Source organism: Flavobacterium sp. RHBU_24, from assembly GCF_046613695.1.
Classification (GTDB): Bacteria; Bacteroidota; Bacteroidia; order Flavobacteriales; family Flavobacteriaceae; genus Flavobacterium.
In genome coordinates, this window is sequence record NZ_JBKJHD010000021.1 from 1 (window position 1) to 12,760 (window position 12,760).

Genomic DNA, 12,760 nt, shown 5'->3' on the forward strand with positions numbered 1-12,760 from the left:
ATGTGAAGAAAATACCCCCCCGTAAAATCCGTCATTGCGAGCGGAGGAACGGAGCGCGGCAATCTAATTTATCCTATTAATCGAATTATTGTTACAGGTCGTTTGGTTATAAATTGACGAAGCAGAGTGAAGCTAACTTTATAAACTTTCGACTTTAAAACTTTCAACAATAGGTATATAAATATCCTCCTCGCTGTCATCTTCCCCATTCTTGTACTTCTCCCCTAAAATTTCAAAATGCGGGCGGTCATCTAGCGTATAGCCCGATTGCGGCAACCACTCTGCCAGTATGTACCTGAAAACTTCGGGCGCATTATTAGCATTGCCTTTATAATGAAACACGGCATACTTTCCGGCCGGGATGGTAAACGTTTCCATGCCATCAGGAATAGCATCAAAGCAGGTAACTTCCACTCCTGCCCACTTCTCAAAAAACGCGTAGGGGTTAAAATCCCTGAAAAAACCCTCAGGATAATTTTGCAGCGAAATGCGGTGATGCGCTATTTTATTTGGCACTTCCTTCAGCCGGGGCATAAAGCTTTTCCATAATTCATGGGTAGTATTATTGGCATAACTTATATTTTGGCGCAGGCCAATGATCTGTATGGGTTCGATATGGCGTATTTCAGGAAGCATTGGTTTTGTATTTGCCGTAAATTTAAAAAAAATCCGTGCTTTTAAGCATCAGGCCAGATCCGCATTATTACAGCAGTGATAAAAATTTACTTCAAAAAAAAATCTGCCAATCTTAACAAACAAAATAACAAAAAGCTATTTTTGAGATACCAAATCTTTAAATTTAATAAAAAATGGAAACAAAAATAGCCAATCCTGCACCTTTGGGCCTTCTCGGGTTTGCAATGACCACTATTTTACTCAACATCCACAACATGGGTTTCTTCCCGCTGGCATCGGTAATTTTGGGCATGGGCATTTTTTACGGCGGCATCGCCCAGATAATCGCGGGTATATTGTGCTTTAAAAAAGGCAACGTTTTTGCGGCTACTGCCTTTACCTCTTACGGGTTCTTTTGGCTCACCTTAGTGGCCATGTGGATGCTTCCTGCTACCGGCGTAGATGCCGCCGCGGCTACCCCACCCGCATTTGTGGGCTGGTATTTAGCATTATGGGGGCTGTTTACCGCGTTTATGTGGTGGGGCACCTGGGGCAACAGCAGGGTGCAGCAGTTTGTGTTCCTGTCACTTACCATATTGTTTTTCCTGCTTGCAATTTCGTCGTGGATGGGCAGTGAAGACCTCCACAAAATAGCGGGGCTGGTAGGCGTAATCTGCGGAAGCAGCGCCTTTTACCTGGGCGTGGCAGAATTACTGGAAGAGGTGAAGCACAAAAAAGTATTGCCTTATTAATTAAATATAAAGCCACGAATTACACCGATTGTTCAAATAATAACCCTGTTTGACCGGGCGTAATTTAAAGAAGACAAATTGGTGTAATTCGTGGCTTTATATTTATTTAATCCCAGTACTCGTTTTCATATTTTTTAGTGCATTGCACCGTGGCATCTCCTTTTAAAACAAGCACCTGCTTAAGGTCGCGGTTTTCGTTAAAGCTACTGTCATACATAAGCACCTCGCCGGTTTCAAAATTTTCTTCCCTCAGCGGGTTGCCGCGCTTATCATATAATATATCTAAAATCAGCTGGCCATAGGCATACTCCTTTTTGCTGGCAGGGAAGCCGTTTTCAAACCTGTAAATTACGCGGGCTGTTTCTTCATCTTTTATAAATGTACGCTCATCAATCAGGTTGCCGTCAAAATCATACACATACTCCTTTACCACCTCCGGCTTGTTCTGTCCGTCGGCTGTATAATGCTCTGCCGTAACCGTATTGCCGTTCTTATACTCTTTCTCTATACCGGTAATGATGTTGCCGCTTTTGGTAGTTGTTTCCGTCATTTTTTTAGCATCGTCATACTTTATGGTTTTAACCAAAACACCGCTGGGCGTAGTACTTATAATGCTGAGCGCCCTGCGTTTCTGGTAAGTATAGGCCTCATCAAGCATCAGCTTACCTTTTACGGTACGCCGAAAATGTACCAGGTCATTACCTATATACTCGCTTTCCTCATCGCTTACCAGCGTGTCGTTGCAAATGTGGCTCACCCGGGTTACCAAGCCGTCACCGTTATATTTATATACTGTCCTGTTTACTACAGTACCGCCCTTAAAACCCTTCAGGGTGCTTACTTCTTCCTCAATCAGGCCATTCTTTTTATATTTATGTAACAGCACTTCATTATTACAAGGGTCGGTAATACGCTGTATTTTTAGTTTTTTATGCTGGGCAACGAGCGATGAAGCCACAAAAAAAAGGGCAAGGCAGTAGTAAAGCTGGTTTTTCATAACGTATGTTAAAGTACTGGAGTGGGTGATTACACAAACGTAGGAATTTCCGCAAAAATTACGCCAGTTTTTAATCCAAAAGAAACAGCCCCTTTTTTAATTACGCAAACAAAAAACGCTATTTTTGTCGTAATCAACTAATTTTATGCATAATGAAAAAATTATTACTCGCGCTTATTATAATTATTAGCGCTGCCGCGCAGGCACAGGATAATGAAAACGTTTTTACGGCTTTAACAACATCAGGCCCCTACGGGGGAATTTTGCTTGATGGAGAAGACCTGTACGTTGCCTCAGAATTTAATGGCGAAATATATAAGATACACGCCTATTCTGAAAGTAATGATTATACTGCAATAAACTCCGGCGGAACCGGCAGCATGCAAACGGGGCTTTACAAGCTGGGCAACGACCTGTATGTAAACCGCTGGCACGATAATGCTGTAATAAAAGTGAGCGCAGACGGAACCGGAACTCCCGAAACCATAGCCACGATAGCACACCCTGAAGGGCTGACTGGAAAAAACAACAAGTTGTATGTAACATCTGGTAACAAGATTTTTGAGGTAAACCTGGCTACCACTCCGGCTACAGTAGCAACGATTATAGAAGGGCTCGACGTAGCTGTTTCCGGGCCTGAAATAGGACTCAAAATTTATGATAACTACTTGTATGTATCCGAAATCAATAAGATAAGCCGCATTAACCTGGATGTACAACCGTATGTAAAAGAAACATTTGTAACCCTGCCTTTTACACCATTAAGTTTTACAAAGGCTTATGAAAATGAATTTTATGCCACTTCAAACGACTATACAAATTTGTATATTATTTTCACTGACAGCGGCGAAAGCACTATATTCCTGACCCCCGATTCTTTAACGTACCCCACAGCTAATGACCTTGTGTATGATAACGGGGCGCTTTTTGTAGCATGTATGGAAGGTACTAATGTGATGCGGGTAATGGCAGAGGTTTTTGCTACCGATTCATTCTCAAAGCCAACGCTAACAGTTTACCCTAACCCGGCTACGAATTATATTGCCATTAACGGACTTACAATACCTGAAGAGGCCACCATTATTAACACGCTGGGCCAAACTGTGGCACGCTATCGGGCTGCCCAAAAGTATGATGTAACTGTATTACCTCCGGGTGTGTACTATCTTAAGCTAAAAGACATTAGCCTGAAATTTATAAAAGAGTAGCCGGATATCGCCTTACAAACAGAAAATATACCAAACAAGAAAAGCTGCCAGAGATATATTCTCCGGCAGCTTTATCTATAATATTGGTGCGTTTACATCACCTTAATCAGGCCCTTACCGCACTGCCTGTGTCCTGCCGTGTTGCTGATAGGTTTCCGCACAAGTGTGTACGCCTACGTTAGTTACCGCCCTGCACGAACGGGTGGAAAGTGCAGCGCCCGTTACAGCCTCCCCGGCAGGCTGGCTACCCGTCGTCTTCGTTTTAACAAAGGCAGTGCCGGCCTTAACCTGATTACTGTTGTAAAGTTAGGCAATGTAATTATTAAGAAATCTTAAGGGCAGCATAAGGTACTGTTAATTGGCCTGTACCTGTGCCCTGAAACAAAAAAGCCCATTGCATAGGCAACGGGCTTCCGTGTATAGTAAAAAAGGAAGTTAAGCTACTAACATCGATATACCGGCAATTATATAGTATATAAGTGCCGCAAGCACTGCCGATACCGGTATGGTAAGCACCCATGCCCACAGCAGGTTTACCGTAACACCCCAGCGTACCGCCGAAACCCTTTTGGTAAGGCCTACCCCAATGATTGAGCCGGTAATGGTATGCGTAGTACTTACGGGTATTTTAAGATGCTCGGTAAAATATAAAGTAAGTGCGCCCGCGGTTTCGGCGGCCACGCCCTCAAAAGATGTTACCTTGGTAATTTTAGAGCCCATGGTCTTTACAATTTTCCAGCCGCCGCTAAGGGTTCCCATAGCTATAGCCGAGTAACATGCCAGCGGTATCCAGCTGGGCATACTTCCCGGGGCGCCGTCTTTTGGCAACACCACATTAAGCCAGCCCGGTATGCTTTCCTGGGCCACACCGCTTGTATTTAGATATACCGCCACGGCGGCGGCTATAATACCCATAACTTTTTGTGAGTCGTTGCCGCCATGCCCAAGGCTGAAAGAGGCAGACGATATAAGCTGCATCCTCTTAAGCCATTTCTCGGCTACGCCAAGCGACATCCGGCTAAAGACAAGGCAAAAAACACTGATGGTAAGTATGATAAAGGCTACTAAAAACCATTTAATGTTATGCGGTTCAAAGGCTACACTCCAGAAATGCGAATCAAAACGCGGTTTTTCGATATCGTCGTACCACTTCATTTCATACAGTACAAAAGCTACTGTAGCTATCATTAAGCAGGCGGTAAACACTTTGGGCCAAATGCTCTTTTTTGATGAATTGAGCAGCCAGATCGAAATAATATAAGAAGCTATGGCGCCTATAAGCGGTGCCAATACTATAAATGCTATAATAATAAGTACACCCGATGGCATCGCCCCGTCTACACCCGGCTTATACCACGATACCACATCAAAGCCTGCATGGGCAATGGCAGCACCTGCAAAGCCGCCTATAAGTGTGTGCGACGAGCTTGAGGGTATGCCGAGCCACCAGGTAAGTAAGTTCCAGCAGATGGCCGCAATAACGCCGGCGAGTATCACTACAAGGTTTATATCCATAGTGTTAGCCGTTTTGGCAACCGTATCGGCAACGCCAAAGCCAAACACCCAATAGGCAAGGAAGTTAAAAAAAGCAGCCCAAAGCACCGCCTGGAACGGCGAAAGCACTTTTGTAGCCACTACGGTTGCTATAGCATTTGCCGCATCATGAAAACCATTGATGTAGTCAAATATTAAGGCGAGTACTATAATTACTATAAGAAGCGTAAACATAAATAAGTTGCTATAATTGTGTTATGAATGCTTAACTACTATAGATTCCAGTACGTTAGACACACCTTTACATTTATCTGCGGCCGTTTCAAGCGCAGAAAGCACTTCTTTATATTTAATGATGTTTTTAGCATCGGTTTCGTTCTCAAAAATATCAGCCACAGCTTTATCAAACACGTTGTCTGATTTGTTTTCCAGCTTGTTAATCTTCTGGCAGCAGTCGGCTATGTTTTTCAGGTTCTTCATATCCTTAAGTTCGCCCACCGCTATTTGTATCAGCTGCGCGCTCTCAAGGGTTATTTCGGTCATTTTGCGTATGCTCTTTGTAATTTTCTCTACCTGGTACAGCCTCATGCGGTTAGCGGCTCCATACAGGTAATCGGCTACGTTGTCTATTGCCGATATAAGGGCGTGTATGTCTTCCCTGTCAAAAGGCGTAATAAAATTGCGGCTCAGCTCCAGGTTTGTATTGTGGGCAATATCTTCAATAATGGCTTCAAGCTCCTCTATTTTCTTAAAATAGGCTTCACGCTCATTCTTTGGCAAATTTACAGCGTCGTGAAGTGTTTGTGCAAGAACTACAAGGTTTTGGGCAGCCTGTTCAAAAAGCGGGAAGAATTTCTTATCTTTTGGAACAAGGAACTGAAAGATACTGTTTATAGACATTTACGTTATATTTAGTGGTGCAAATGTACTTCTACAAAGTTAAGGAATTGTTAACTAATTATAAATATCAGGTTACCAATACCTATAGTTATTAACCTTATATATTTACAGACTCCTCAAAAAATTTATTTTATCTAAAACAATTCTTTATTTTAGCGTAAACAAAAATAGCTATTTTTAATAATACCCAAATTTATATGGATATTAATTTCAATAAAAACGAAGACCATAACCGCCTGCTGGTATCTGATTTAAGGCAAAAACTTGCCAAAGTGTACATGGGCGGCGGTGAAAAGCGTATTGAAAAACTACACGGCGAAGGCAAAATGACTGCCCGTGAGCGCATTGACTACCTGCTCGACAAAAACACTAAAAGCATAGAGATAGCCGCCTTTGCCGGAGAGGGCATGTATGCAGAACACGGCGGGTGCCCCAGCGGCGGCGTTGTGGTAAAAATAGGCTACGTCTCGGGCAAACAATGTATTGTGGTAGCAAACGACGCTACTGTAAAGGCCGGTGCGTGGTTCCCCATTACCGGTAAAAAGAACCTGCGCGCCCAGGAAATAGCCATGGAAAACCGCCTGCCCATCATCTACCTGGTAGACAGCGCCGGGGTGTACCTGCCGCTTCAGGATGAAATTTTCCCTGATAAAGAACACTTTGGACGCATCTTTCGTAACAACGCCATAATGAGTAGCATGGGCATTACCCAGATTGCCGCCGTTATGGGCAGCTGCGTGGCCGGCGGCGCCTACCTGCCCATTATGAGCGACGAAGCCCTGATTGTAGATAAAACCGGAAGTATCTTTTTAGCAGGGAGCTATTTGGTTAAGGCCGCTATTGGCGAAAGCATCGACAACGAAACCCTGGGCGGCGCTACTACCCACTGCGAAATATCGGGTGTTACCGATTATAAGGCTAAGGACGACAAAGACGCGCTGGACCGTATCCGCAGCATCGTGGGCAAAATAGGCGATTATACCCCTGCCGGATTTAACAGGATTGCTTCTGCCAAACCCGCACTGGAGGAAAAAGACATTTATGGCATTTTGCCAAAGCTGCGCAACGAGCAGTATGACATGATGGAAATCATTAAACGCCTGGTGGATAACAGCGAAATAGACGAATATAAAGCCGGCTACGGCCAAACGATAATTACAGGATATGCCCGTATAAACGGCTGGGCGGTAGGCATAGTGGCCAACCAGCGTAAGGTGGTAAAAACCAGAAAGGGCGAAATGCAGTTTGGCGGCGTGATTTACTCTGATAGTGCCGATAAGGCCACACGCTTTATAGCCAACTGTAACCAGAAAAAGATTCCGCTTGTGTTTTTGCAGGATGTTACCGGCTTTATGGTGGGCAGCAAAAGCGAGCATGGCGGCATTATTAAAGACGGCGCCAAGATGGTTAATGCCGTGAGTAATTCGGTTGTGCCTAAGTTTACCATTATCATTGGCAACAGCTACGGCGCAGGCAACTACGCCATGTGCGGTAAGGCGTATGACCCACGGTTAATAGCTGCGTGGCCCAGCGCAGAGCTTGCCGTAATGGGCGGTACGCAGGCCGCTAAAGTGTTGGCGCAAATAGAGGCGGGTTCGCTGAAAGCGAAAGGCGAGACCATTACGCCGGAAAAAGAGGCAGAACTATTTGAGAAAATAAAGGCAAAGTACGATACCCAAACATCGCCCTACTATGCCGCCGCGCGTATCTGGACGGATGGTATTATCGACCCGCTCGACACCCGCACCTGGATAAGCATGGGCATTGAAGCCGCTAACCACGCGCCCATAGAAAAGCAATTTAACTTAGGGGTGATACAGGTGTGATTATAGATTTTTAGATCATTCGATTGTTCGACACATAAAAAAGTAAAGCCCTGTTATTTCAGGGCTTTATGATTTAATATCTGGTAAGTTCATTCTCATTTTCTTCAAAAATTTTATTAATCCGTGGCTGTAATATCCAGACACCTATCACGAAGAACCACAGCAAAAAGAACTCGGCTATAAATTCTTCGCCTTTTACGGGCCTTTGCAGTTCTACCGCTTTTAATGATTTTGCGTTGAAATATATGCTGTAAAACATACAGAATATTGAGAACAGGTGCAGCGGCACAATGAGTGCAAACCAGTAAAAATTTGGCACGTTATCCGCCGATATATTCGAAAAAATATCGAACATAACAAAACCAAACAGGAGTATATAAAAAAACGGGATTATAAGGAATGCCCTGAACAGGCCAAGGTTCATGTTTACGCCTGCCGGGAGTTTTTTATGCAGGCTGCTGCCAAGCGTATACTGCCATGAAAAATGCAGCAGCATTACTACGCCCATAACAGCAAAAACAACATACATTACATTAGAAAAGAAACCCAGAAACACAGCCGGGTCATCGGCGGGCAGCGGTACTTCCTTATGTATCATTTGCGAAAACAAATAAGCCATCAGCGATAGTTGCGTTAGTAAGGGCACTACAAAAAGCGGTAAAAACAACTGCCAATGCTTTAATGTAAGTAACTTTTTCATGTTTTATTTGTTTTAACTGAACACCACAAATGATTACCGAACACTGATCACTGCCTACTTACCACTACTCTTGCCCCTGCTGAAACTTAGTCCGCTTACTGCCCTCATACATTTCGTATTTAACCAAACGCGCTTCGAGCTTGCCGTTAAACAGCTTTATCTTGCGTGACGGCTTCAGGCCAACGAACTTCAGCGCCTCTAAGTTCCCGGTAATGAACCATGCGTTGGTATTGGGATAGCTTTGCTTCAGGGTGTCGCCTATTTCGCGGTAAAAACGCTCCAGGTCTACATCAAGCCTTTCGCCGTAGGGCGGGTTAAACACCATGTGCAGCGGGCCACGCGTAGTTTTTTCGGTATCAAAAAAGTTTTCGCGGCTTATGGTTATGTATTCGTCAAGGTTGGCATTCTTAATATTGTCTTTTGCCTTCTCCACTGCCGATGGCGCTTTGTCATATCCCTTTATGGTATAGTGGAACTCCCTCACCTTTCCCAGCAGCGAATCGGTTATCTTGTCAAACAGGTCGTTATCCCAGTCGTTCCATTTCTCAAAGGCAAACTCGCGGCGGTTGATGTTAGCGGGAATGTTGCAGGCAATCATCGCGGCTTCCGCCAGGATGGTACCACTGCCACACATCGGGTCAAGGAAATCGCCCTGGCCGTCCCAGCCGCTAAGCAGCAGCATTCCGGCGGCAAGGACCTCGTTTATAGGAGCAATGTTAGTCGCGCTGCGGTACCCGCGGTGGTGCAGTGAGTCACCGCTACTGTCCAGCGCTATGCTGCACTGGTCGTTATATATGTGCAGGTTAATGCGAAGGTCCGGATAGTCTTTATCGATACCCGGGCGTTTGCCAAATTTATCGCGAAACTGGTCTACAATGGCATCCTTGGTTTTAAGGGCTACAAACTGCGAATGGTTAAACTGCTCGCTGTGCAATGTAACGTCTACCACAAAGGTTTGGTTAGCGTTAAGGTACTGGCTCCAGTCGATGCTTTGCACGCCTTTGTACAGGCTCATGTCATTAAACGCGCGGAAGCTGTGTATGGGTTTCAGTATTTTAAGGGCGGTACGCAGTGCCAGGTTGGCCTTATACATAAAACCCTTATCACCCACAAAGCTCACCATGCGCACGCCGGCCTCTACATTTTGCGCGCCCATCTGGTGCAGTTCTTTTGCCAGTATCTCTTCAAAGCCAAAAAGCGTTTTGGCCACCATCTTAAAATTCTCCATTGCGGTGTATGCTGTTTCTTACCTAATTATAGGGAGGCAAAGATACAATTTTCGGGGGGTGTATGTATTATAGCCATTGCAGTATATTTTTTTTCGACGAAAAAACCGATAGTATGTGAATGATAAAAACTATGAATAGCCATTTTACTTGACTTACCATAAGGAATCGCTTCTTCGCATTGAGTAACCGATTCATAATTTGATACTTTAAGAGGCAGATATTGCAATTACCAATATGTAAATAGTTAACTTCATTTTAATTCCATTTTTTAATTTTGTAATCTTCTGAAGATATTCTGAATGCATATATCCTGCCGTCTTTTACTTGAATTATATTGTAAATGAGCCATGGATTTACACTGGGTTCTGAATCAATTTTTTTAGCTGGTAACGCATTATAAAATGCGTCATGTATTTTATATACATCAATATCTGATTTAAGATTATCAATATCGTATTCAATAACTTTTTTAGATTGGTTTGCTAAAATAGTAGTAGACATGTAATACACAAAATATTTATCATTCAATAAAAAATATGTTTTTTCATATGGACCTTCATAATTAGTTCCATACTGGCTTATAAGTAACCATTTATTTTTACTCAATAATCCGAGCGAATCAATTACTTTATTCCTTATTTCCACTATCCCATCGTGTTCCGCTCTTTTATTTTGATTATACTCATCAAAATTTTGATTAGCTTTTCGAGACCATTTGGACATTTCGTTTGTACCTTTTTCAAAATCTTTTTCAAATGGTCGGTTAATATTTTTCTGAGACAATTTCCTTGCACAGGACAATATCATACTCGATAAGATAATATAAAATATTACTCTATTTATCATTTTAATAATAAAGTCAGTTCATCCTGCAACTCCCTCTGTACCTTACACTCATCAATTTACCTCTTCCCCTCCGTTACTCCCGGCCATGTATCGGTACGGAACGATGACGCCGGCAACCCCGATGCATTGGTAAGGTTGCCCTGCGGGTTATCGGCCCAGTTGTAGCGCACTGCAATGGGGTTTTTAACGGCATCGCTCCATACCACTACCCTGCTGCCCTCTACCGTTGCCTGTGCCCAGCGGAATACTTTATCTTCACCCGCTATTTCAAAGCCGGTAAGCGCACCGCCGCCTTTAGCGGTTATGCCCTGGTTGTGGTTAAAGGTAAGCAGCATCTTACTGCCCTGCTTTTTAAAGTCGATATACAGCGGGCCGGAGTATGCCACATCGGTGCCGTAGGTTTTGGCAAGGGCTATAAGTGCCAGCCTCAGGCCTACATCCTGCTTGTTTTTCGGGTGGATATCTTTAGCATCACCTATATCGGTTATTACCGCCATGCCGGTGTTAGGCAGCCTCAGCGTCTGGAACTGCGCCTCACGCAGCTCGGCCCAGTCTGATGGGGCGGGTTCAGTTTTTACCTCCTTATAGTTGGCCAGCTGTACAAAATAAAACGGCAGCTTCTCATTGCGGAATTTATCACGCCAGTCCCGTATCAGCAACGGGAACAGCGTTTTGTACTGCTGCGCCCTCCCGGCATTGCTCTCACCCTGGTACCAAATCGCCCCTGCTATTTTATACCGCAGTAAAGGATAAATCATGGCGTTATACAGCACGCTTGGCCGGTTTGGCCCGGCGGAAAGGAATGGCATGGGCGCCAAATCTTTAAGATTAACACCTGCTTTATACTTCCACGTTCCCGCAAGCGGGATGGTAAGGCCGCTAAACTTTAACGCGATATCGTCGGGGCTGTAAATACCCCCGCCGCCGGTATTGTCAAAAACACGCACGGTTATTACATTTCTCCCTTTTTTAAGCGCCGAAGCCGGCACTGTGTACTTACGGTCGATATTGTAACCTTTAGTGCCGCCTATATAAACATCATTTATCCACACCATATCGTCATCATCCACAGCAAACTCAAAGCTGCCCGCACCTGACGGAAGTTTAGCTACCTCAAATGCCCTGCGGTACCATACCACACCGTTAAAATCAGGGAGCACGTTATTTTCAAACAACGACGGAACCGGTATGGCACCCCACGCCGAATCATCATAGCCGGTGCCTGCCCATAGCGGCTTGCCATCTTTCATGCTGCCTTCTTTTGCCGAAAGCGCCGCATTCCATTTAAGCATATCGGCCTCATATTGTTCCTGCTTCATTTTTTGGCCTTCCGTATCGTTTAGCACATCTAACGCGTCATCAAAATCGTGCATGCTGCCTAAGGCACCTGCGCTTACCCAGGCCTCTGCCACGGTGCCGCCCCAGCTGCTGTGGATGAGCCCTATGGGTATGTGCTTTTCCCGGTAAACTTTACGGGCAAAAAAGTAAGCCGTGCTGCTAAAATCGGCAATGGTTTCCGGCGCGCATACCTGCCAGCCGCCATGCTGCACCGCAAGGTAATCCTGCGGCTGTTCGCCCATGGCCTGCACCGCCTGTAGCAGCCTTATCTCGGGGTAGTTTGCGTTGTTAATCTCTTCTTCATAGTTAGTAATTTTGCCCCAGCCTTTTAGCGGCATCTCCATATTGCTCTGCCCGCTGCACAGCCACACCTCGCCTATCAGTATGTTTTTTAATTCGGTTTTTTTGCCGTCGTTAATGGTAATGGTATAAGGCCCACCGTAAGTAGGCGTTTCCATAAAAACCTCCCATTTGCCGGCTTTTACAAATACTTCATATTCTTTCTTATCCCAAGATGTGGTAACGGTTACTTTTTTAGCGGTACTGCCGCCAAAGAGCGGTACCGTGCTTTTTTGCTGCAACACCATATTGTCGGTAAAAAAAGAGGGCAAAGTTACCGCCCGGGCAATACCCGCACAAAACAACAACAGCGCGGGCAACATCGATTTTAAAGGTAATTTCATTTTTTATAAAAGATGATTTGGTTTAATTGTATAGCTTACTAAAGTATGAACTTATAGCGGCATGGGCAACAAAAATATCATATTGATAAAATGGGCACGTTTAGGAGTGTCGATAACCGAAAGATTCTCAACAGAACATTAGTTATATGGCTCTTAAACCTGATTCCCGGGC

11 protein-coding genes are annotated in these 12,760 nt (G+C 44.5%); 3 read left to right on the forward strand and 8 right to left on the reverse strand.

The annotated features are described in order from the left end of the window. Nucleotides 1-138: 138 nt before the first annotated feature. Nucleotides 139-636 carry a GyrI-like domain-containing protein gene (locus ACLI09_RS15830; RefSeq protein WP_411420615.1) on the reverse strand — a complete coding sequence of 166 codons (498 nt, stop codon included), beginning with the start codon at nucleotides 634-636 and terminating at the stop codon, nucleotides 139-141. Between the two features lie 173 nt (nucleotides 637-809). Here ACLI09_RS15830 and ACLI09_RS15835 point away from each other — a divergent pair, with 173 nt between their 5' ends. Then, the gene (locus ACLI09_RS15835; RefSeq protein WP_411420616.1) at nucleotides 810-1,367 is read left to right on the forward strand and encodes an acetate uptake transporter; all 558 of its coding nucleotides are present in this window, start codon (nucleotides 810-812) and stop codon (nucleotides 1,365-1,367) included. A 106-nt stretch (nucleotides 1,368-1,473) separates the two neighbouring features. On the opposite strand, the gene ACLI09_RS15840 is transcribed toward ACLI09_RS15835, so the two are convergent. Beyond that, entirely contained in the window at nucleotides 1,474-2,364 is an 891-nt protein-coding gene (locus ACLI09_RS15840) for a hypothetical protein (RefSeq protein WP_411420617.1), read from the reverse strand. 152 nt (nucleotides 2,365-2,516) lie between these two features. Between ACLI09_RS15840 and ACLI09_RS15845 the strand changes: the two genes are divergently transcribed. Next, nucleotides 2,517-3,572, forward strand: coding sequence for a T9SS type A sorting domain-containing protein (locus ACLI09_RS15845; RefSeq protein ID WP_411420618.1), 1,056 nt, complete (start codon nucleotides 2,517-2,519; stop codon nucleotides 3,570-3,572). Nucleotides 3,573-4,007: 435 nt separating this feature from the next. Here ACLI09_RS15845 and ACLI09_RS15850 read toward each other — a convergent pair whose 3' ends face one another. Both ACLI09_RS15850 and ACLI09_RS15855 read right to left on the reverse strand, forming a co-directional pair. Beyond that, nucleotides 4,008-5,300, reverse strand: coding sequence for an anion permease (locus ACLI09_RS15850; protein ID WP_411420619.1), 1,293 nt, complete (start codon nucleotides 5,298-5,300; stop codon nucleotides 4,008-4,010). 21 nt (nucleotides 5,301-5,321) lie between these two features. Next, nucleotides 5,322-5,966 carry a DUF47 domain-containing protein gene (locus ACLI09_RS15855; RefSeq protein WP_411420620.1) on the reverse strand — a complete coding sequence of 215 codons (645 nt, stop codon included), beginning with the start codon at nucleotides 5,964-5,966 and terminating at the stop codon, nucleotides 5,322-5,324. Between the two features lie 197 nt (nucleotides 5,967-6,163). Here ACLI09_RS15855 and ACLI09_RS15860 point away from each other — a divergent pair, with 197 nt between their 5' ends. Further along, nucleotides 6,164-7,792 carry an acyl-CoA carboxylase subunit beta gene (locus ACLI09_RS15860; protein ID WP_411420621.1) on the forward strand — a complete coding sequence of 543 codons (1,629 nt, stop codon included), beginning with the start codon at nucleotides 6,164-6,166 and terminating at the stop codon, nucleotides 7,790-7,792. A gap of 73 nt (nucleotides 7,793-7,865) precedes the next feature. Here ACLI09_RS15860 and ACLI09_RS15865 read toward each other — a convergent pair whose 3' ends face one another. The 4 genes from ACLI09_RS15865 to ACLI09_RS15880 form a co-directional block, all read right to left on the reverse strand. Next, the gene (locus tag ACLI09_RS15865) at nucleotides 7,866-8,492 is read right to left on the reverse strand and encodes a hypothetical protein (protein WP_411420622.1); all 627 of its coding nucleotides are present in this window, start codon (nucleotides 8,490-8,492) and stop codon (nucleotides 7,866-7,868) included. 64 nt (nucleotides 8,493-8,556) lie between these two features. Continuing rightward, nucleotides 8,557-9,705: a THUMP domain-containing class I SAM-dependent RNA methyltransferase gene (locus ACLI09_RS15870; RefSeq protein ID WP_411420678.1), complete on the reverse strand. Its 1,149-nt coding sequence runs from the start codon at nucleotides 9,703-9,705 to the stop codon at nucleotides 8,557-8,559. Nucleotides 9,706-9,976: 271 nt separating this feature from the next. Continuing rightward, the gene (locus ACLI09_RS15875) at nucleotides 9,977-10,567 is read right to left on the reverse strand and encodes a hypothetical protein (RefSeq protein WP_411420623.1); all 591 of its coding nucleotides are present in this window, start codon (nucleotides 10,565-10,567) and stop codon (nucleotides 9,977-9,979) included. Nucleotides 10,568-10,623: 56 nt separating this feature from the next. Beyond that, nucleotides 10,624-12,588, reverse strand: a complete 1,965-nt coding sequence (locus ACLI09_RS15880; RefSeq protein WP_411420624.1) for a sialate O-acetylesterase — start codon at nucleotides 12,586-12,588, stop codon at nucleotides 10,624-10,626. Nucleotides 12,589-12,760 lie beyond the last annotated feature (172 nt).